Genomic DNA, 22,072 nt, shown 5'->3' with positions numbered 1-22,072 from the left:
AATGAAACACGGAGCGATGAGACAAATCACAATAACAGTTCTTTTGCTGATAACAGCTTTTACAGTCAAAGCCGCGGGCTATGACGCCGTTGTGGCCAAAGACGGAAGCGGAACCTATAAAAGCGTGCAGGCCGCCATTGATGCCGCGCCCGAGGGGTGCACAAGCCCATATAAAATATACATTAAAAAAGGCACCTATACCGAACAGATCACCATCCCGGCCAGTAAACCTTTTTTGGAACTGATAGGCGAGAACGTTGCCACTACCACCATAGCCTACGCCGATGGCAAAGGCGGCACAACAGCCTTTACCATTAATGCTAACGATTGCATGCTTACCGGTTTGACGCTTGAAAACACGCAGGGCCGGATTGGTGATGGGCCACAATCGCTGGCGGTGAAAACAAATGCCGACCGGATCGTTTTTGTGAACTGCCGCTTCATCAGCGGGCAGGACACGGTTATGGTTGCGCCTGCTAACTACAGGGTGTATTTTTATAATTGCTATATCGATGGTAATACCGATTTTATTTACGGCGCATCAGTTGCCGTGTTTGATAAATGTGTGATCTACTGCCGCGACCGCACCGACCTGAGCAAGGGTGGTTACTTAACCGCGGCCAGTACGCCGGTTAATCAGCCCTACGGTCTTGTTTTTAGGGATTGCCTATTGCCAGGGAACCATGGCATTACCAGCTATACCCTTGGCCGCCCATGGCAAAATGATGCCAGTACCGAAGTAAAAGGTCGCACCCGCGCGGGTAACAAAGTGGTTTTCCTCAACACCAAAATGGGGGCGTCTATCCAGCCGGTGGGCTGGTCGATGTGGGATGCGGGGACTAAGACTGAAAATATAATTTATGCTGAATACCACACCCAAAATACAGACGGCTCGCTGTTGGATATCAGTAAAAGGGTAGATTGGTCTAAGCAGTTGAACGTTAAGGATGCGGCAATTTATTATGATAATAAAGCTGTATTAGGCAACTGGGAGCCTTTTGCGGTTTGGGCTGATCTGAAACAAGATAGAAAACAGTCCTCACTTGCTGTAGCGAATTTTAAAGTGAGGTTTGGAACAATCGATTGTTTTTTGCAATTTAACAGCTGCTGGCCGCAACAGGGCGTAACCTACACCTTGTTAAAAAGCAGCGATGGCGTGAATTACCAGGAAGTAAAGCAGCTAACATCGGCATCAAATACCGATGCCGCGTTTGAATTTACTGATCAGCTACCCGCTGAAGCGCAAACCTGTTATTACCAGGTAAAGGCAGCGAAGGGAAAAGAAACGGTGCTGTCTGAAGCCATCATTGTAAACCTGAAGGATAAACCGCAGGGCAAAACGTATACCCGTTAAATTGTCGAAATAAAATTATAATAATGAAGATCAAAGCTGCTATTGGCCTGGGGATGGGCCTGCTGTTAGGAAATGTAATGTTAGCAAACGCGCAGGCCACAAGGCAGGTGCTCGACCTGACTAAGCTTAACTGGTCGGTTTGGCTGGATACCGCCGCTAAGTGGCAAAACGATCAGTTGTATGCTGTGCCTAAACCCATCAGCCAAATGCCGGTTAATCTGCCTACGGGTGGATGGGCCGCATTGCCGGGTAAAAATGCCCAAACGGTACAGTTGCCGGCCACGGTTGAAGAATATTTTTGGGGCTATAACGGCAGTAAATTTGGCGTTAACGGTAATTACCTGGGCGTTTCATGGTTCAGCACAAAGGTAATGGTACCGGTCAATTATAAAGGTAAGCACCTGCGGTTACAGTTTGAAAGCGCCCGCTTCCGCGCCGAGGTGTTTGTTAACCGGCAACTGGTTGGCTACGATCTGATATCGGGGACACCATTCGATATGGATGTTACCAAAGCATTGATCCCCGGCAAACTGAATGATATCGCCGTAAGGATAACCGATCCCAACGGCAACTTCGACTGGCGCGACAGCCAAAACTTTATGTGGGGCGATTACCGCACGCAGCCCTCACACGGCTTTGGCGGCATCACCGGTAAGGTATCGCTTACCGCTACCGGCAATACCTTTATTTCGGATGTGTTTGTGAAGAACACACCGCAAATAAATAAGGTTGATGTGCAGGTAACGATAGACAACCCAGCCGGCAGTGATGTTAAAGGCACCTGTGTGCTATCTGTAAAGGATAACAGCACCGGGAAGATCGTTTATACGCATAGCTATCAGCAAACAGAAAAAGAACAAAGCTATACAGTTGAACTTCCCAACGCTAAACCATGGGATGTGGAGCATCCCAACCTTTATACCATGCTGGTAAACTGGAAGGGCGCCGATGGTATAACAGATGATTTTCAGCGGCGCTTTGGCTTCCGCTGGTTCGAGGTAAAGGATGTTAACGGCGATCAGCAATTTTATCTTAACAATAAACGCATCGTCCTGCGTACTTCTATTTCCTGGGGATTTTGGGGAGGGAATGGCATCGCGCCCTCAGACGCGCTGGCGCACAAACAGGTGGCTGATGCAAAGGCGCTGGGCTTGAATATGCTTAACTTTCACCGCACCATTGGCCAAACCAATGTTTTGGATGCTGCCGACGAATTAGGCTTGCTTTACTTTGAAGAGCCGGGCGGCAATCAATATCCCGATAACCTTTTCAACCCTAAAAACGAGGCTGAAAAGAAGCAGACCGATTTTTACCTCGCTGCGCGCGATCAGAAGTTTTTTCGTATGGTGCGCCGCGACCGTAATCACCCATCGCTGGTGATCTACAATATGCATAACGAGCGTGGCGCGCAACCGCAAGCTATCGACAGGGAAGAAATGATGACGGGACACAAACTGGATAACTCGCGCATCATCACCTATAATTCATCAAACGGACCTATCAAGCAAAACGAACCCGATACCCGGTTTAAACTGCACCTGTTCCCGTATGATGATAAGTTTTACGATTACGGCTGGTTCGATCAGCATCATGCAGGAGGGCCGGGTGTTTATCACGATAATTTGTATAACAACCCAACCAACTACGCCAAGTATACCGATCATAAAGACGAGATCATTTACTATGGCGAAGAAGGCGCCATCGGCACCCCGCCAAGGTTGCAGCTGATACGCGATGAGATACTGAGAACAGGCGTGAACCGTGGCTGGGAAACCGATACCTATTTAAAATGGTACGATGCTTACGATGGCTTCCTGAAAAAGAACGGCTTTTCGAAGGCATTCCCTAACGTAGATAGCCTGACCCGTAAAATGGGCAACGTGGCCTACTATTACCAGGGCCGGGTGATTGAGAATGTGCGCATTAACAATATCATCGATGGCTATGCCATTAACGGCTGGGAAAGTATGAAGCAGGAAAATCACTCGGGCGTGGTTGATGATTACCGCAACCTGAAGGGTGATGCCGCGTTGATATCCCGCTACAACAAACCTTTATATGTTGCTGTAAAACTCAATCATAAAGTGATGCCTGTTGGTGGTACAGCCGTGGCTGATTTCTTTATCGTTAACGAAAAAAATATTAATGGCGATGCCGAGCTGGAAATTAAAGTGATGAACCAGGGCCATGTGCTGATGACTAAAAAACAACAGGTTAAGGTAAGCGGCGGTACCGTTTATGGCGAATTATTGCTGAAAGGTATCCAGGTGCCGGTAAATAATGCTGGCTATACCCGGGTAAGCGCTACACTGCGACAGGGAGCAAGCACCGTTTGCACCGGCGATGACGACATTTTTGCCGTGAAGCTCAATACCCAGGGTGTTGATAAGCGATTGATAGTTGCCGATACAACGGGCCTTATCCAATCGTACCTGAAATCGGCAGGCATTAGTGATATTAAAAGCTATAGATCGGGCAAACCGGATGGGCATGTGCTTGTAATTGGCGCTTATGATCCTACGCAAACCGGCAACCCGTTAGTAACCGATATTTTGGAATGGGTAAATAACGGTAATACCCTGGTGATAGCCGGCAACACCGAAAAGTGGGCCACCCACCTGGCTAAAAAGGAAGCGATGGATTTTAGGGGCATACAGGTGATGGGCACCAGTTGGTACGGCGGTAATTACTTTGTAAAGGATAGTAAGCTGTTTGATGGTTTGCCACAGTCGTGTGTATTTAACTGGGAGTACCAGTGCCTGGCTGCCTACAACAAAAACCGCATAGGCTTGCGCATGATGAGCGGCGAAACCATTGTCGGGGCGGTTTCAGATCATAAGCAGGAAGTTTATTCGGCGTTGAGCGTTATCCCACACGGGCGTGGTAAGATCATTCTGAACGCGCTTGATCTGCTGTCGTGCATCAAAGCGGTAAAAACAGAAAAAAAGGCCGAGGGCGATGGTGAAAACGCGTCGATGGCCGGGTTTGATAACGCGGCGGCAAATCCTGCCAATATTGTGGGGCAGCAATTATTATTGAATATGCTTAAAACCAATTGATGATGAGAAGAAGCAGGATACTATCGCTGTTAGTAATAGTTATAACAGCGCTTACGGTAACGGCATTTATAAAGATCAGGCCGGATGAAAAACCGGTGCTGTACATCATCGGCGATTCGACGGTACAGAACAATGATGGCAACGGGCGCAATGATTACTGGGGCTGGGGTACGCCATTTAAGGCGTTTATTGATACCACGCGCATCTCGCTGCAAAATCACGCCAAATCGGGCACCAGTACGCGTACGTTTATTTTAGATGGCCGTTGGGATAAGATATTGACCACGCTGAAAAAGGGCGATTTTGTAATTATGCAATTCGGTCATAACGATCATGCCGGAGTGGCAGATACCGGTCAGCAAAAAGGGACCTTGCTGGGTATCAGCGATTCTACGCAGGATATCCTGAGCAAGCGCACCAACAAAACAGAAACGGTGCATACTTATGGCTGGTACCTGCAAAAGTTAATTACCGAAGCCAAACAAAAAGGGGCGATCCCAATTGTATGTTCGCTGGTGCCACGTAATCGCTGGAAGGATGGTGAAGTAGTAAAGGAAGCCGAATACCCCGAATGGGCACAGGCAGAAGCCCAAAAGAACGGCGCTTACTATATCAACCTGAACCGTATTATTGCCGCGCACTGGAAGCAATTGGGACCAGCGGAAGTTAAAAAGTTTTTCCCGGGCGATGGTACGCATACCAATATCGCGGGCGCCAGGTTAAATGCTTCATGTGTGGCCGAGGGACTTAAGGGGCTTCCCGATTGCCCGCTCACGCAATATCTTAAATGATCTGCCTACACCCGTTAATAAAGAATAGCTAAATGAAAAGAAATAAAATACAGCTGCTTACCGCGGCAATAGCATTGCTTGCTCCATTATTAACAATGCAGCATGCTGATGCACAACCTACTGCTGCGAAAGTAGCGGGCAACCCTTACATCGCAAAAAACGATGTTACCTGGACATCTTTAGGAAAGGATGAAAACGATTCGATGCCTTTAGGCAATGGGCGATTAGCCGCTAATGTGTGGACGGAGCAAAACGGCGATCTTGTGCTGTTACTCTCCAGTCCGGATACGTGGACGGAAACCGGAAAATTGGTTAAACTGGGACGGGTACGCGTCAAACTTTCTGAAAATCCGTTTGCAGGCAATGCAGGTTTTAACCAAACCCTAAAGCTGGGGATAGGGGAGATCGAAATTAAAAACGGCAACAATACCTTACAGGTTTGGATAGATGCTAACCGCCCGGTTGTGCACTTGGAAGCGCATCTGGATAAGCCCGCGGCGATACAAGCTTCGCTTGAAATGTGGCGCAAAACCAAACCCTTTGCCGAATGGACTGAAGCCGACCAATCGCGGGTAATGAGTGGCGAAGCTAATCCACCTGCCGAGTCGGATGTGATATTCCTGGCCGGGGCAAACCAAATCAGTTGGTGCCACTTCAATCCAAATAGTTATTATCCATTTTTGATGCGGCAAGAGCATTTAGAATCGCTTATCGCTTCAACAAAAGATCCGCTGTATCATCGTTGCTTCGGTGCGGCCATAACCGGTGCCGGGCTGGTGAGTACCGATAATATTTCGCTAAAGTCAAAAACCGCCGCGAAGGACCTGAGCCTTGCTATTGTTGCGCTGATACAACCGCGGGCAGTATCGCCCGCAAGCTGGAAGAAGGATATGGACGCCCGGGTTAAATCGGTAACCAACCGCACGTTAGCGCAGGACAAGCAGGCACACCAAAAATGGTGGCAGGACTTTTGGAACCGCAGCTGGATAAACGTAAGCGGCAAGGATGAAACGGCAAATGTATCGCAGGGCTATGTGATGCAGCGGTATATGCTGGCCTGCTCATCGCGCGGGGAGATACCGGCCAAGTTTAACGGAGGCGTATTTACGGTTGGGCACGATATAGCGGATACCGTAAAACAACGGGCCGCCATTCACGACGCTGATTACCGGGCCTGGGGCGATAGCTACTGGAATCAGAATAACCGCCTGCTCTACTGGCCTCTAATAGCCACCGGCGATACAGATTTAATAAAACCATGGTATAATATGTACCTGAATGCCCTGCCATTGGCGAAGGGCAAAAACCAACTTTACTATCACCACGCCGGGGCAAGCTATCCTGAAACCATGCACTTTTGGGGTATATCCAATTTAGGCGATTTCGGGAAGAACAACCCCACCAATGAAATCCAAAGCCACTGGCAAAAATATCATGTGCAAGGGACGCTGGAAGTGATAGCCCAAATGCTGGATACTTATGATTACGGTCATGATAATACTTTTGCAGCTAAAGCACTGGTGCCTTTTGCCGATGAGATCATTACCTTTTACGGGCAGCACTGGCCCCGCGATGCTAACGGGAAGATCCTGATGTCGCCCAGCCAGTCGCTGGAAACTTATCAACTTACGGCTGTAAACCCCACGCCTGATATTGCCGGCTTAATGTCGGTAATTCCCCGTATGCTGGCTTTGTCAACAAACTTAACCACAGCCGCTCAGCGTGCGGCATGGGCTAAAACCTTAAATGATCTGCCGCCTATCCCTATCGGCAGAACAGCAAAAGGCAAATTGCCACCATTAGGCGATGGCGACCCTGATGGTACCATCACCATATTACCTGCCGAAAAATATGGCAAGCCCGGCAACGGCGAAAATCCCGAATTGTACGTGGCCTTCCCATATCGTATATTCGGTGTGGGCAAACCTAATCTTGAACTGGCAAAAAATACATTCGCTGCAAGGCGTTCGCCGCAAAATACTTGTTGGGGACAAGACGGTACGCAGGCGGCTGTGCTGGGTTTAACATCGATAGCCCAAAAAGCCGCCATTGCCGAGTTTAATAACTATGGCGACCAACGATTTAAATGGTTCTGGAAGCCCGGGCACGATTGGATCCCCGATCTGGACAACGGCGGCGACGGTATGATCACCCTGCAAAATATGCTGATGCAGTGCGACGATAAACGCATACAGCTTTTACCGGCCTGGCCTGCAGACTGGACTGCCGATTTTAAACTGAACGCGCCATATCAAACCACGGTACAAGGCCATGTGGAAAATGGTAAAGTGACCAATCTTGTGGTAACACCAGCAGCGCGAATAAAGGATGTGGTGATGGTAAAAGCAGGGAAATGATCGGACTGATTGATATTGAATAAAACGGGAGCTTCTTAATTATTGATCTGTAGACATTGAAAATCAGCAATTAGGAAGCTTTACCGGAAAAGGTACCGGATGCTTAACCAAGCCGGCTTAGTGTTTCCCTTGAAACGCCAAGATAAGCGGCGATAAGTTGTTTGGGTACAAGGTTATACAGTTCAGGATACAGCCTCATCAGGTCCTCGTACCGGCCTTTGGCATCGTTGTTCATAAAAGAAAGCAACCGTTTATGCGCCGCTACATAACCGCGGTAAGTTCGCCAGCGGAAGAAATGCCCGATCTGCGGGATCTCGTTACACAGTTTTTCGCGGTCGTCGCTGTTCAGGCTCAGTGTTTCCGCATCGGTAATACAATCTACACTGGTGGTGGCCTTGACATGATAATAGAGCGCGTTATAATCCGACGCCCACCAGTTTGGCATGGCGAACATCAGGATAAACATCTTCAGGTCATCGTTGATGTAAAATGATTTAAGGCAGCCGCTAACTACAAAATATTCGGCATCTACCGTATCGCCTACAGAAAATACTGTTTGCCCTTTCTTAAAAGTATGTGGTTTGAAATGCGAAAAAACATAAGCGAATTCTTCATCACTAAGGGCTATCTGTTTTAAAAAATGTTGTTTTAGTACTTCCTCGGCTTGCATCCGATAAAGTTACATTTCCTGGCAGATATTTCATTATTCGGCAACGTGTGTAGTATTATTACTTTGTGCCGTTTTTGGTAAACAAAACAGCATTATACTCACCAAAATTCCGCAACCAATTTGAACCGCCAATGCATAATGATAAGCTAACTGAACGCTATGGCTACGGCCAAGGAAATAAAAATATAAGCCACCGATAAGACAAATACCCAACGCCGAGGCCGTTTGCTGCACGGTTGAATAAACACCGGCCGCCGCTCCGGCAAATGCAGGTGGAAGGCTACGCAGCGTAACGTTCATTAAAGAGGGCAATGCCAGGCCGTTCCCCAGCCCATAGGCAGCCTGTAGCACAAAAAGAACCAACAAGCCTGCGCCGGTTTTAAAATAAACGATCTGTAATGCAAATGCCACCATGATTATGGCAAGGCCCACCTGCAAAACAATAGTACCATAGCGAGGGACAAGTTTACCCGCGATAATCGAACTAAGCGTAAACAGAACGCCGGTACCGATGAAAGACAAACCAGCAATTAATGGATGCAACCCAATACCTGTCTGCAAAAAAACGGCGCTTAAAAACAGGTAACAGGTATGCATCATAAAATGAAATAGCGCCGCCCACAAACCGATATTGAAATCCTTGAAGCCAAATAAGGCATTATCTATCAAAAGCGCCCTTCCGGCCGCTTTTTTACGGCGCTGATCATAAAAGAAATAGGTGAAGATAAATACGGAGATAACAAGCAGCGCAAAACTCCACCATGGCCATCCCGATTCGCGGCCCTGGATAAGCGGGTAGATAAGGCAAAATAAACCGGCGGTAAGGATGAACACACCACGGACATCCATTTTTGTTCCGCTGTGTCGTTCTGTTTCAGGAAGATAACGATAGGCGGCTAAAAGCGAGATTATCCCGATAGGAAGGTTGATCAGAAAGATCAGTCGCCAGCCGGCCACAAAGAAATGACCACCGGCGAAATATCCGCCCAAAACCTGGCCGATAATAGCGGCTAATCCCAACGCAATACCAAACCAGCTAAATGCTTTGGAACGCTCTTTCGCGTTGGTAAACAATACCTGGATAAACGCGATGGCCTGCGGCACCATAAATGCGGCGCTAACGCCCTGTAAAAAACGCATAGTGTTCAGTTCCGTTGGGGTTTGGGAAAGGCCACACAGGCAGGAAAACAACGTGAACCCGATCATTCCCCAGGTAAAGATGCGCTTACGGCCAAAATGATCGCCCGAGCGGCCGCCGGTGATCAGGAAAGAGGCGTAGCCCAACAAGTACCCGGCAATTACAAACTGGATCTGCGCGTCGCTGGCGTGTATCCCGGTTTTTATAGAGGGGATGGCGACATTAATGATAAAAATATCGACAACGGAAAGCAGCGGCGCGGTCAAAACAATGACCAGCGCCAGCCAGGGTGAAACTGCCTTATTCATGAGATAGCAATTGTTGAAGATTAACGACAGGCAGTTCATCTGCTTCAAAAACAGCCGAATCTCCGGTGGTTAAAAATGCCCGGGCTATTTTAGCAGCGGTTTGCCAGGCAATGTGCGATACGCCGGTACCAGCGCTTAACCTTTTTACGCCCCAATTAGCAAGCCTGTCGGCTTTGGCCAATCCGGGCATGGCCAGCACATTTAGGGGGAGCGAAGTGTTTTCGGCAATATGGGCGATCTCTTCACCGTTAGTAATTACCGGTACAAACAGGCCACAGGCACCGGCAGCTGCATATAGTTTTGCCCGTTTAACCGTTTCCGCTACACGTTCGGCAGGTGGCACCAGCGCTGCCAAATAAACATCAGTGCGGGCATTAATAAATAGTTCCGATCCATGCGCTTCTGCGGCACGCCGTATCGCTTCTATCTTTTTAGCCAGCAAGTCGGGGCTATCGGTACCATCTTCGATATTGATACCGGCCACACCGGCATCCAGCAATGGTTTGATATTTTCTGCTACCACCGCCGGGTCGTGGCTATAACCGTTCTCAAAATCTACAGAAAGCGGCACTGTAATTACGCGCGCGATGCGTTGCGCCACCTGCGCGTTCAATTGAGCGGTCATTTTATAACCATCGGGATAACCCAATGCCCAGGCTACCCCGGCACTGGTGGTAGCAATGGCTTGCGCACCCGATTGTTCGATGATCTTGGCGCTGGCGGCGTCCCAGGCATTGGGTAAGATCAAAGGTGTGGCCTGCCGGTGCAAGCTGCTGAATTTTTCAAAATTATTCATGACAGGTGATAATTAAATTCCGTGAGCGTTAGCTGATACTTCTTTCCAGGCATTCCATTCGGCCCAGCGGGTTTCATAGTTCTGCTGAACAAAGGGGTATGCTATTTTACCCAGGAACAACCTTAATGGCGGGTTTTCGCTGTCAACCAGTTTCAGCACCGCGTCGGTTGTAGCTTCGGGCTTGCCGTAGAAATCGGCAGGAAAACTACCAAAAAGATCTGTTTTTAATTTGTCATAAAGTGGGTTAGCTGCGGTTTGCACCGCTGATGCGCCGCCCCAGTCGGTAGAAAAGCCATTAGGTTCTACCAGCGAAACCTTTATACCAAACTGGGCCACTTCGGGAGCAAGCGATTCGGTTAAACCCTCTACCGCGAATTTTGATGCATTATAAATACCCAGTACAGGCAGCGTTACTACGCCTAATACACTTGATACCTGGATAATGTGGCCACTTTTTTGTTCGCGCATAATCGGGATAACTGCCTGGGTAACCCATAGCAAACCAAAGAAGTTGGTTTCCATTTGTTCGCGGGCTTGTTGTTCGGTGGTTTCTTCAACCGCGCCAAATAAACCGAAGCCGGCGTTATTGATCAGCGTATCTATCCTGCCAAAATGATCCTTGCCCGCCTTAACCGCGGCAAACACGGCTTCGCGGTCGTTCACATCCAGTTTAACCGGGAAAATATTGTCGCCGTATTGCTGCACCAGGTCATTTAAACTATTAAGATCACGTGCGGTAGCGATCACTTTATCGCCACGTTTTAAAAAAGCTTCTGCCCAGATCTTACCAAATCCCTTGGAAGCGCCGGTAATTAAAATTGTTTTTGACATCGTTTTTAATTTTTGTTGTTGAAACAAAATTGCTTCGGAAAAACGGAATGACGGTGTGATGTACATCACATTCAAAAAAGCCGGGTGATTATGTGATGTATGTCACATTATGCGGTATAAGCATAAAAAAGCCCGGCACAGAAGTACCGGGCGCATTGCCAGCCAAATTAATATGATCCAGTTATTACCAACAAAATTCAGTTCAGCAAATTCGGTTATTGTTTTATAGTTACTCACTGATCTACAGTGCGAACCTGTGGCGCTTTAACTTCCCTTTTACCTATCTTATAAGAAAATGTCAACCGCAGGTTTTGAGTTTGATAACGTGTAGTCAGCCGCTGGGTATAAGCTGCTGCTGCGATCACCTCATCGATATATACATGCCGGGTAAAAAACGCTTCTCCGCGAAGACTTAGATTAAGGCGTTCGTTCTTAAACTTTTTATTAAGCGTCATATTATAAAACTTCCAGCCTGCGCGATGGCCCTGTAAGCTCAGGTTGTTAGCATCGAAGTATCCGTAAAAATCAACGCTGTAACCTGCCGGTAACTTATAACTGGCGTTCAATGTCAATTGCCGCATTAGCCCGCCATTGCTTATAGCCAATGCCGGGCTTGCTAACCGGGCGTACTGTACGGTAAGCGTTCCGCCGAATACGAATGCCAGGCCCGGCTTCCAGTTAACAGTGGCCGATAATCCCAGCCGCTGGTTTTTGCCAAGATTCTTCCATGTACTTTCAAAGCGCCCGTTTGCCAAAGGCGTGCGTATATTTTCGATAGTGTTGCGATTGTCATTAAAAAACAGCACCACATCCCTAAAAAGGTCCGCGCTATTAACTGAATAACTGAACTGGTAGCGTTTGGTTATTTCGGGGACAAGGTTTGGATTGCCATGTTGCAGCGTTAGCGAATCGCTGGTGTTTACCGTAGGATCAAGATAGGAGACAAATGGGCGGACGATCTTTTGCGTATAGCTTAATTTCAGGCTGGTTTTATTATCAACAGCCAACTGTATTAACGCCTGGGGGATAACATTACTGAAGGATGGGATACTTGCAGCTGAATTTTTAAAAGTAGTGCTCAAACCCGTTCGTTCGTAACGCGTTCCCGCGCTGAACGACCATTTACCCCAACCGAAACTCATATTGGTATATACGGCGCTGATCTGGCTGTTATAGGCAAATATGGCCGAGCGCCCGGCATCGGGTTGATATTGGTTATCGTTTCGTACATCTTTAATGGTAAGTTTGCCACCGGTTTCCCATTTCAACCCGGCTGTAAATGTGTGCGCCAGGTCTGCCTGGATGATGCCGTCCTTATTGTTGCCGGTACTAAAAAACGTTTCGTTATAGCTACTAGTATTTTGCGCGTATTGCTGTAGGGTATAGTCGCTGCGGTTTTTAGATGGCGTATAGAGGCCTAGCAACGCGTATTCGGTTTTTCTGTCGGGCGAGCGCCCATTAAAGCCCAGGGTAAAGCTACCTCCTTCACTTCCGCCGGGTGTTTCCATTGTTCGCCGGAATAACAGCGCCGGTATCGTATTGATTTGGTCATAGTTATCAGAATTACTTGTGGTGCTGCTGCCTGCCCGCCGGTAGCGGTAACCGGCATTCAGCGTGTTTAAGGAATCAAGGCTGTATAACAGGTTAAATCCGCCATAAAAGTAAACCCCGGTCTGCCGGGTTTCCGTTTGCTGGCGCAACGAAAAACTTTCGCCGTTCCGCTGTAATACCACCCCGTTTTGATTGCGGTAGCGCTGGTAAAATGCATCACCGTGAACCTGTAGCGCACCCTGCTGATGGTGAATATCGCCCATGAAGTTTTCGCTGCGGTTGCCCAGCATGCCACCGATATTGCCATTAGTAGTGTTTTGCCGCGGCTTGCGGGTAATGATATTTACCACAGCGTCGGTCCCCTCGGCATCATAACGCGAGGACGGATCGGTGATCACCTCTACTTTAACTATTTGATCGCCCCTTATTGTCCGCAGCGCATCGGCTACCGATGGCGCGTAAATTTCGGATGGCTTCCCGTCAATCAGTAATTTAACATTCCCGCTTCCACGAACCATCAGGCTGCCATTGCCATCAACGCTTACCATCGGTACTTTTCGTAACACATCCGATGCATCCGCTCCGGCAACAGCGGGCAAATTTTCCATATTAAAAACGATCCCGTCAACCCGGTGTTCGATAGCAGGCCTTTGCCCGCGGATCACTACGGTTTGGAGTTGAATGAGGCCGTCTCATAAGTCAATTATGAGGCGGTTTTTTCGTTGATGCCGATTTAGATGAGTTATTAGGAAAGCGGGACTGTATCAGCCTGCTTTCGATTTTTTTGAGTTGGTTCAGGTGTTTTTATCGGATAAAAAGCCTTTTTTATCAGGCTTTCCACTTTCTGAGGTTATGTGCGATGGATAATAACCCTATTTCGACCTCGGTTTTGGACATTCCCTTCAGCAGGAATCGCCTGAAGCCGTGATTATGCTTCAGGTTGGCGAACACCGGTTCGACATCTGCGGGCCGTCGCTTTCGGTATTTGATGCCCTGTTCGGTATTCAATCTTTCTTTCGCTATCTGCTTGTGTATTCTAAGGCTGTGGTTGATCTCCACCACGCGGTTACCGGCTGCTTGGTGACAAACGCCCCGCATGGGGCAGTTTTCACAATTCTGCGCCTGATAGCGGCTGATCAGTTGCACATAGCCGGATGTGGAGACCCGCTGCCCGGTGCCGATATGCTGCATGTGTTGTCCCATCGGACATACCAGGTAATCTTCCTGTTCATTATAGTGCAAACTGTCATTACCGAATGCTTTGATGCCTTTATTTTGTTCCTGGTCGAACGTGTTGTATTTGATATAAGCTTCAATGCCTTTTTGCTGTAATACGCCATAGTTCTCGTCCGAACCGTAGCCCGCATCGGCCACTACCGCTTTTGGAAGTGCATGATATAAAGTTTCGTATTGTTCGATGTGTGATGGAAGGGTCTGGTAATCGGTTGTGGTTTGGTGCAGGCTATAGTTCAAGATGAACTGCTCCTGGGTGGAGATCTGCAGATTGTATCCGGGTTTAAGCTGCCCGTTCAGCATAGGGTCTTCTTTCATCCGCATGAAGGTGGCACCCGGGTCGGTCTTCGAAAAGCTGTTGCGACCGCCTAACAGCTTTTCCTGCTCGTCATACCGGGCCAGGTTCTCCGGCCAGTGCTTTTTGGCATAGTTCAGCTTCTGCCTTACTTTCTTATCGACATCTTCCTTATCGTCCAGGGCGGCGTTGATCTTTGAGATCGTTTCTTTTACTTTTTCCGGGTTGATCTCGCTGTATTCCAGCGGTGCGGTGTCTTTAAGTTCTTCGGCAGCGATGGTTTGCGCATAACTCCACAGTTCATCCAATTGGGCTTTCATCTTCTCCTTGCTGTTCTTAATGCTTTTGCCCCATACAAAAGTGTACTTGTTCGCTACCGATTCGATCTTGGTACCATCGGTAAAAACAGCTTCTTTCAGCGAGACGATACCTTCCTGCTGTAATAACAATACGATCTGTGAGAAGATCTCCTTTAAAACACCCGACAGCTTCTCGCTCCGGAAACGGTTGATGGTATTGTGATCAGGCTTTTTCATGCCTAAAAGCCACATGAAATGTACATTCTGCGCGGCCTGGTCTTCCAACTTCCGTGAAGAATACGTGTTGGTCAGATAACCGTAGATCAGCAGCTTGAGCATCAGCCGCGGATGAAAGCTGGATGCCCCGCCGCCTTTATACTTGCGGTTAATCGGTTTAACATCTACCTGATCGACCACCTTCGATACAATACGTACCGGATGACCCTGCGGTACCAGTTCCTCCAGTTTATACGGTAAAAAGGTTAACTGGTCAGGATCATATTCCTTAAAGACTACTTTTCCTCCCATGCCTTTAAGTTACTGAAAATTACGCTCAAAAACAAAGAGGCTGCCTCGCTTTTGAGACAGCCTCTTAAGGCTATCCACCTTTTGCGCCCGGCTTTGTAACAACCAGAAGCAGCAAAATACCATCAAAAGGAAATATCTCATTTAAAACGGAGCATGGAGAGCATTTCTTCCTTTTCCAGCTCGTGCGCGGTATAATACAGGCTAAGCCGGTGCCCGGTGTTTTTGCCGGCAATCTGTAGCAGGTCGCGCATGGCAATGGTCATTTTCGGGTTTGTGCCTGTAGGGTCGGCAAAATCCCATTTGCGCAACGTGCTTCCGGTTTCATCTTTCAGCGCGATACTGCGGCCGGTACCAGGGCCATTATCTTTACGGCAATGCCTGTAAAGCACCTGTAGCTGATCGGTCGCGGCGGCTTTATCTAATTGCAGTACCCTTAAATTTACCGGTTGATTAATAGCCTGGCGAAACACAGATTGGTTGTTGAGATAGATCTCGTAAGTGTCCAGTCCAAACCAGGTGGTGAAACTTAATGTGCTGATGGCTAATGTAATGAGCGTACATACAGTGATGAACGCCAGTGGGATCCTGATCTTTTTCATACGATTGTTTTTTAATGAATTATTGTATTGATTGACACAATAGTACGCAGGTAAAAAACACGCGTGAAAAATAGTAGAGCAACAACCGATATAATAGATATCTGTTTTTTATACTTATATTCCTCTACTTTTTAGGTCGTTCGTCGATATAATTTTGCGGCCCCGGGGCTTTTGGCTTCCTTTAAAACATATTGATACGCTGTAAATGCACCATTCGGAAAAAATATTTAAAAAACGCGGCATCTTAACCAAAAATACCCTGATCCACGGCGCTTACTGGATATTGGTTACAGGCTTTTTTTTGTATGAAAAACGCTACCTGATCTATAAAGCCAACCTGCCTTATTTTTTCGCCTGCGTTTCGGGGCGCATCCTGTTGCTTATTATCATCGCTTACCTTAACCTGCATTATTTTTTGCCTAAATACCTGGCCGGTAAACGGTATGTGGCTTATGGTGCGGCCATATTGCTATCGCTCATCGCTTACCTGTTCATCCAAACTCTGTATGATTTTTACCTGTATGGTTATGTGGTTGGCCCCATGTATAACAGCAATCTCGCCGAAGCGCTCTCCTATAATTTCTTCAGTGCCTTATGGTACCTGGGGTTGATGCTGGCCCTGAAGCTGAGCCTTGACTGGTACGGGCAACAACTGCTTATCCAGCGCATCACGGTAGAAAAATTGAATGCCGAGGTTGATTTTTTGCGCGCGCAGGTTAACCCACACTTTTTATTTAATATCCTGAACAACCTGTATGCCCTGACGCTTAAAAAATCAGACCTGGCGCCTGATGTGGTGCTGAAGCTCTCGGCCATGATGGAATATATGCTGTATGACAGTAATGATGAAAAAGTACTGCTGGGTAAGGAATTAACATACCTGCACAATTATATTGAACTTGAACGGCTTCGCTTTAACGGCAACGCGTTAATTAGCTTAAGTACAGATCCGGCGGCTGAAGGCCAGCGGATAGCGCCCCTGTTATTACTGCCCGTGGTAGAAAACGCTTTTAAGCATGGTTTGGGCAAGCAAACCGATAATGGCTGGCTAAAAGTTAATATCGATCTAAACGGATCGGTGTTGACTGCAAGGGTAGAGAACTCAAAACCGGCAGCACCCGCCCGCCATCATAAAGGTGGCATAGGGCTCGATAATTTGCACAAACGGCTGGAGTTGCTTTATCCCGGCAGGCACCGGTTACAGTTAGAGGATAGTGCCACTACTTATAAAGCCACACTTGTTATTGACCTATGATGGAAACAGCGCTAAATATTGTTGTAGTGGACGACGAACCGCTGGCGCGCGAAGTGCTTGAAGGGTATTTGAAAAGAATAGCCGGGATACAAAGCGTGCATCTTTTCCCTAATGCTAAGGAGGCTTTGCTTTATTTGGAAAAGCAAACCGCCGGCCTGCTTTTGCTGGATATAGAAATGCCCGAGATGACGGGTATCGAATTCCTGAAGCGCTTACCCGACCCACCGCTCACCATTTTTACCACTGCCTACCGTAATTATGCTTTTGATGGTTATGAACTGGGCGTGATCGATTTCCTGCTAAAACCCATCGCTTTCGACCGTTTTGAACTGGCCATAACCAGGGCCCGTGAATTACTGGACTTAAAGGAACATAGCCAACTGCCGGATACGAGTGAGCACAACAACGATTTTATTTTTGTAAAAAGTGGTGTGCAGCGCATTAAGCTCCAGTTTAGCGAGGTTACGCATATACAAGGGCTAAAAGATTACGCGGTGATCTATACGCCTGCAAAAAAGATCCTGCTCAAGGGTTCGGTTAAAGCCATGCTTGGCATTTTTCCATCTAACCGTTTTATTCGCGTACATAAATCCTTTATTGTGAACCTGCAAAAAGTCAATCAGTTAGAGCGAAATTACATCCTGCTGAACGGGCACCACATCCCGGTAGGGCGCAGTTTTCGCGAGGATTTGGAAAAACTGATACAAACGCATTAACAAATGTGAACAGACTAACGCGTTGCTGCATTTTTTAATTAAAACGGTTTTTACTATGTAGCAATAAGTCTGGGTACTGCGTAATGATTATAAAATCACACGCATATGAAACCGATCTTATTAGGTACATTTCTGTCCATCCTGCTGTTGGCGGGGGCTTGTAAAAAAGACAACGCGCAACTGGGAGTTAATAGTGGCCTGACCGGTTCATGGAGCGAGCCGCCCATTTCTACTACGATGACAAGGGGCCTTGATTTTTACAAGGACAGCATTTTTTATGTGGTACGTGACTATACCGATCCGGCGAATGTGCTGACGACCCGTATCAATGGCACTTACAGTACCGATGGTCATCAGCTATCCACAAGTTTTAAGGAGATCGTTATCCGCCAGAAAAATAACCAGGTGATATACCGGACGCCGTTTACCGGAACTTTGTTTGATAATGCCACTTACCAGTTGGACGGCAATAGGTTAATATTGCACTACACCAGCTACCCGGCCGATGCGCCTGTGGCAACAAGTATGACATTAAATCGCCAGTTGCCTGATTAAAGGGGTGGTTTTGTTACGATAATTAAAAAGGGGAGTCGCCGGCTTCCCTTTTTAATCGCGCTGAGCCTTATACAGCTTCTTCATCTTTTTAACATCCTTTTCCAGTTTTTCCACCAGTTCGTGGATCTCGCCATTCTTAAAGCCGGGCAAACGGGAGGCGATCAGTTCCTTCCATTCAGATAGCGGGCGGTTTAGGTATGCCCCGGTCTGTAAAGCTTCGGTATTAAAAAAATTGGCCAGGTGTTCCTGTCGCTTGTTTCTCATCTTAACCTGCTCCTCTGGGTTGCCAGTGATCAATTGATCATAATAATCAAAATGTATGAGCAGGTCGGCAATTTCCAACGTCACGATATTGTAGTCCATAGGATGCTAAATTAATAAGCGGTTAGCAAACCATAGCATGGATAACAAAAATATAACAGGAATTTAATTTGAAAAACACGCTTACCGGGGGCTTAAAGGCAGGCGGCAACCTCCTGTTTTAACAGTCACTCAGTTGCGGAACCTTTCATACATTCGCGCTGTATCTCAAATAAAAATTCAAACAGGTTAACCTCAGTAGGGATCTGTAGTTTTTTGCGTAAACGGTATCTGCTGATCTCGACCCCGCGCACGGAGATGGCCATCAGTTGAGCAATCTCTTTACTGGATAAATTCATGATGAGATAGGCGGCCAGCTTCAATTCCTGCTGGTTAATGCTGGGGTAACGTTCTTTAACGATGGTTAAAAAATCGGCGTGCACTTTATTAAAATGTACCGAGAATTGTTCCCATTCCTCGTTCACTTTTTTCTCGTCGGATAATAGGCGGACTATTTTTTTGATCTCTACCGTCTCTATTGTATCCCTGCCCGATTTTTGAAGCCGCTGCAATTCTTCTTTAACTTTTAAGATGAACTCCTTTTTCTGCACCAGGGTCATCGCGGTGGTTGCCAGTTCGGAGTTTTTGTATTCTATTTCGCTTTCCAGCTTTTCGTTTCGCAGTTTCACCACTTCTTTTTCCGATATCTCCAGTTCAAGTCGGTGCTGGTAGGCCATTTGCTTTTGCTCTTCTTCGTTCTTTTGGCGCTGTAGCATCAGTTCGTTCTCGCGCTCTTTAATGTGCTTGATCTCCTGTCGCTTGTAGAAAAAGTAAAGCAGGTAAATGATCAGGGCCAGGTAAACAAGGTAGGCCCAAATGGTTTGATACCATGGCGGGAAGATGGTAAAAGTGTAGGCCGAAATTGCCGACTCGTTATCCTGATGGTTGCGGGCTTTTACCTTAAACGTATAGGTACCTGCCGCCAAATTGGTGTAGTCCTTCTCTGGTTTTTTCGACCATTCTGACCATTCCTGGTCAAAGCCTTCTAAAAAGTAACTATAGGTAACGTTCGATTGCGCTTCGAAAACAGGGGAGGAATATTCAAAATGCAGCGAGTTCCATCGGAAACTTAGTGATGGGATATTGGTTTTAGCTTGTTTAGCGTCATCATTAGCGCTGCCAAAATAACCGCCAAACAGCAGGCTATCGGTATTGGCAATTGCTTTCACCTTGCGGATGTAAACCTCCAGCGGATGGATATTCTTTTTGTACTTGGCGTAGTTGATGTGATAAAAGCCGTTCTCGCTGCCTACAAAAATGTTCTGCTCGTTAATAGGGTAAACGTTCTCGAAGCCGCTTAGTATGCGCCGGCTCAGTTCGGGGATGTACACCGGGCTTGGTTTTGCCGATGAAAAATCCATCACGCCGATCTCCTTATCCCGCACAAACCAAATATTCCCGGCAGGGTCTTCCTGCAGGTAGCGCAGGTTCATATCGCCAAAAATATCCTTAAACTGCTCCGATTTTTCAAACCTGTCGGTTTGGGCGTTGTATTCGTAAATGCCTTTTTCGGTAGCGGCCACTACCCGTTTCCTGATCTTAAAGATAAAATTATTTAAAGCCGATGGCAGCCCCTGTGCCTGTGTATAAAGCTTAGCCTTCGGGTTATCGAGACTAAGTTTATAAATACCCCGGTAAGGGTGCGATGTCCAGATATTGTTATGATCATCTATCGCTAAAAAGCGCGCCGACTCGTTAAAACTACCGATGTTGCCTTTATTAATAAACGCGTCGTTCTTTTGATCTAACAGGCGCACCCCCTCGTAATTGCCGGCGGCTATTAAGGTAGAGCCGGGTATTGGTTCAAATATCCAAAAGCCGGGATTAGTGGCGATGGGAGTCAGTTTGCCATCATTTACACGGAAAAGGCCGTCATCGCGCCCGGTGAGCAGGTTATCGTTTACGGTAGAGATATGCCACGAAAGCCCCTCGGCCACCATTTTAAACGGAGCGTTGGTGTAGCTCAGGTCGGGGATGTTTTGTATAGGCAACTGGTAAATACCGTTTGACAGGGCAAAGTACAGGCTGTTTTTATACCGGGCGATGGAAAAGCCCCCGCCATCCTTAAAAATTGCCGGGTTAATAAGTTTAACGGCATTGTTATAAGTTACCAGGTCGATGCCGTTATCCAACCCCAGCCAAACGTTCTGGTCGGCATCCATAAACATGCAGCGTACGTTGCTGTTTTGAAGGCCCTCCTTTTTAGAGATATTTTCCATCAACTTGCCGTTTTGATCTACCTGGTAAATACCGTTGGTATAGGTACTGATCAGGAAGGTATGGTCGGTAAGCGCCAGTGTACTCAGGAAATGCTGGTGGTTATCAATGCCGAAACCGCTCAGTTCCCAATACTTTAGCTGTTTGCCTGTTAAAATATAGTTGCCGTTTTTGGCGGTGTTCACCAGGCTGCTGTCTTTACCAAATGGGGTAATGCCGGTAATGTAAAACCCGGCCGGCAGTGATGGCTTGTCGATATAACTTTCCCAATTACCGTTTTTAAATACCAGGATACCTTTTTGCTCGTCGTGGGCGATGAGCTGATCGCGGCATACACCTAAAAACAACCAGGATACGGCCGGGTAAAGGGTCATGCCGCCGGCATGGTAACGGAAGATCCGCGTACGGGTGCGAAAGAAAATATCATCGCCGTAGGCAACAATATCCCATACGTCCGAAAACTTTTGTTCTGATTTGGGTAGCAGGTCTTTTAAGGATGAGAAAACGAGCTTGCCATTTTTGCCGGGCGAAAAGTAGCCGATCTCGTCCTGCCCACCCGTATATAATTTTTTATCCCTGCCAAATTCAATCGACCATACGATGGTTTTATTAGGCAGCGGGTATAATTGCCAGGCCACGCCATCAAACACCAGCACCCCCTCGTTATTGGCAAAGTACACACGGCCCTGGGCATCCTGCTTGATCTTCCAATTTTGTGTACCGGCGTTGTATTGTTTCTTTTCGTAGTTGATGGTTTCGCGGCGGCCGATATAGGTTTGCGCAAATGCCGTTTGCAAACACGTTAGCGTAACAATTATTAATACAAGTCGTAAAAACATATAGGGTGATGTTGCTGGCTTCAACATTTTTTAAAAGTATCAAACATTGCAGCTATTCACAATCATTCCCACGTTTTTTTCGATGTGTGTAGTCGTGATGTAGTCCAAAATTTCAGTTTACAGGTGTTCTGCCTATACTTTTGGATCATTGTAAACCAGCCACCCCCGGCTTTTTATTAACCAATTTATTGAGAGAATTTATGGATAGAACTTTTACTATGCCTTGTTTATTTTTTGCGAACAACGGTATGTCATTCGCTCCGCCACCGGCAGGTATGACCCGGGAATTTCCGCCCTGAAAAGCAAACAAACCAATTACAC

General features: G+C 47.2%; 16 protein-coding genes. 7 read left to right on the top strand and 9 right to left on the bottom strand.

All coding sequences use genetic code 11. From position 1 onward, the window contains the following. The first annotated feature begins 16 nt into the window (after positions 1–16). From HQ865_RS13725 to HQ865_RS13710, 4 genes are read left to right on the top strand one after another with little or no spacing between them, the layout of a single operon-like run. Positions 17–1,354, top strand: a complete 1,338-nt coding sequence (locus HQ865_RS13725; protein ID WP_173415435.1) for a pectinesterase family protein — start codon at positions 17–19, stop codon at positions 1,352–1,354. Between the two features lie 23 nt (positions 1,355–1,377). After that, a complete protein-coding gene (locus HQ865_RS13720; RefSeq protein WP_202020387.1) occupies positions 1,378–4,413 on the top strand; it encodes a glycoside hydrolase family 2 protein in 3,036 nt (1,011 codons plus the stop codon). After that, positions 4,413–5,204 (top strand): rhamnogalacturonan acetylesterase, encoded by a 792-nt coding sequence (locus HQ865_RS13715; RefSeq protein WP_202020386.1) that lies wholly within the window; start codon positions 4,413–4,415, stop codon positions 5,202–5,204. Before HQ865_RS13720 ends, HQ865_RS13715 begins: the two co-directional genes overlap by 1 nt. Positions 5,205–5,236: 32 nt before the next feature. Continuing rightward, positions 5,237–7,561, top strand: coding sequence for a DUF5703 domain-containing protein (locus tag HQ865_RS13710; RefSeq protein ID WP_173415434.1), 2,325 nt, complete (start codon positions 5,237–5,239; stop codon positions 7,559–7,561). Between the two features lie 103 nt (positions 7,562–7,664). On the opposite strand, the gene HQ865_RS13705 is transcribed toward HQ865_RS13710, so the two are convergent. The 7 genes from HQ865_RS13705 to HQ865_RS13675 form a co-directional block, all read right to left on the bottom strand. Then, a complete protein-coding gene (locus HQ865_RS13705) occupies positions 7,665–8,231 on the bottom strand; it encodes a Crp/Fnr family transcriptional regulator (RefSeq protein WP_173415433.1) in 567 nt (188 codons plus the stop codon). 33 nt (positions 8,232–8,264) lie between these two features. Then, positions 8,265–9,677 (bottom strand): MFS transporter, encoded by a 1,413-nt coding sequence (locus HQ865_RS13700; RefSeq protein WP_173415432.1) that lies wholly within the window; start codon positions 9,675–9,677, stop codon positions 8,265–8,267. Beyond that, positions 9,670–10,473, bottom strand: a complete 804-nt coding sequence (locus HQ865_RS13695) for an isocitrate lyase/PEP mutase family protein (protein WP_173415431.1) — start codon at positions 10,471–10,473, stop codon at positions 9,670–9,672. Before HQ865_RS13695 ends, HQ865_RS13700 begins: the two co-directional genes overlap by 8 nt. Before the next feature lie 12 nt (positions 10,474–10,485). Next, the gene (locus tag HQ865_RS13690) at positions 10,486–11,304 is read right to left on the bottom strand and encodes an SDR family NAD(P)-dependent oxidoreductase (RefSeq protein WP_173415430.1); all 819 of its coding nucleotides are present in this window, start codon (positions 11,302–11,304) and stop codon (positions 10,486–10,488) included. A gap of 233 nt (positions 11,305–11,537) precedes the next feature. Continuing rightward, on the bottom strand, positions 11,538–13,463 hold the full coding sequence (locus HQ865_RS13685; protein WP_173415429.1) for an outer membrane beta-barrel family protein: 1,926 nt from the start codon (positions 13,461–13,463) through the stop codon (positions 11,538–11,540). 220 nt (positions 13,464–13,683) lie between these two features. Further along, positions 13,684–15,210 carry an IS1182 family transposase gene (locus tag HQ865_RS13680; protein ID WP_173413881.1) on the bottom strand — a complete coding sequence of 509 codons (1,527 nt, stop codon included), beginning with the start codon at positions 15,208–15,210 and terminating at the stop codon, positions 13,684–13,686. A gap of 137 nt (positions 15,211–15,347) precedes the next feature. Continuing rightward, positions 15,348–15,809: a hypothetical protein gene (locus HQ865_RS13675; RefSeq protein WP_173415428.1), complete on the bottom strand. Its 462-nt coding sequence runs from the start codon at positions 15,807–15,809 to the stop codon at positions 15,348–15,350. Between the two features lie 205 nt (positions 15,810–16,014). Here HQ865_RS13675 and HQ865_RS13670 point away from each other — a divergent pair, with 205 nt between their 5' ends. The 3 genes from HQ865_RS13670 (at position 16,015) to HQ865_RS13660 (ending at position 18,335) form a co-directional block, all read left to right on the top strand. Continuing rightward, on the top strand, positions 16,015–17,064 hold the full coding sequence (locus tag HQ865_RS13670) for a sensor histidine kinase (RefSeq protein WP_173415427.1): 1,050 nt from the start codon (positions 16,015–16,017) through the stop codon (positions 17,062–17,064). Continuing rightward, positions 17,061–17,780, top strand: a complete 720-nt coding sequence (locus tag HQ865_RS13665; protein WP_202020385.1) for a LytR/AlgR family response regulator transcription factor — start codon at positions 17,061–17,063, stop codon at positions 17,778–17,780. The genes HQ865_RS13670 and HQ865_RS13665 overlap by 4 nt, the downstream gene beginning before the upstream one ends. 105 nt (positions 17,781–17,885) lie before the next feature. Beyond that, a complete protein-coding gene (locus tag HQ865_RS13660; protein ID WP_173415426.1) occupies positions 17,886–18,335 on the top strand; it encodes a hypothetical protein in 450 nt (149 codons plus the stop codon). 51 nt (positions 18,336–18,386) lie between these two features. Here the strand turns inward: HQ865_RS13660 and HQ865_RS13655 are convergent, their stop codons facing one another. Both HQ865_RS13655 and HQ865_RS13650 read right to left on the bottom strand, forming a co-directional pair. Continuing rightward, a complete protein-coding gene (locus HQ865_RS13655) occupies positions 18,387–18,698 on the bottom strand; it encodes a hypothetical protein (protein WP_173415425.1) in 312 nt (103 codons plus the stop codon). Positions 18,699–18,823: 125 nt separating this feature from the next. Continuing rightward, positions 18,824–21,709 carry a ligand-binding sensor domain-containing protein gene (locus HQ865_RS13650; RefSeq protein ID WP_173415424.1) on the bottom strand — a complete coding sequence of 962 codons (2,886 nt, stop codon included), beginning with the start codon at positions 21,707–21,709 and terminating at the stop codon, positions 18,824–18,826. Positions 21,710–22,072 lie beyond the last annotated feature (363 nt).

The organism is Mucilaginibacter mali (assembly GCF_013283875.1).
Classification (GTDB): Bacteria; Bacteroidota; Bacteroidia; order Sphingobacteriales; family Sphingobacteriaceae; genus Mucilaginibacter; species Mucilaginibacter mali.
The sequence above is the reverse complement of the archived record's forward strand: the minus strand, read 5'-3'. Positions and strand labels throughout refer to the sequence as shown.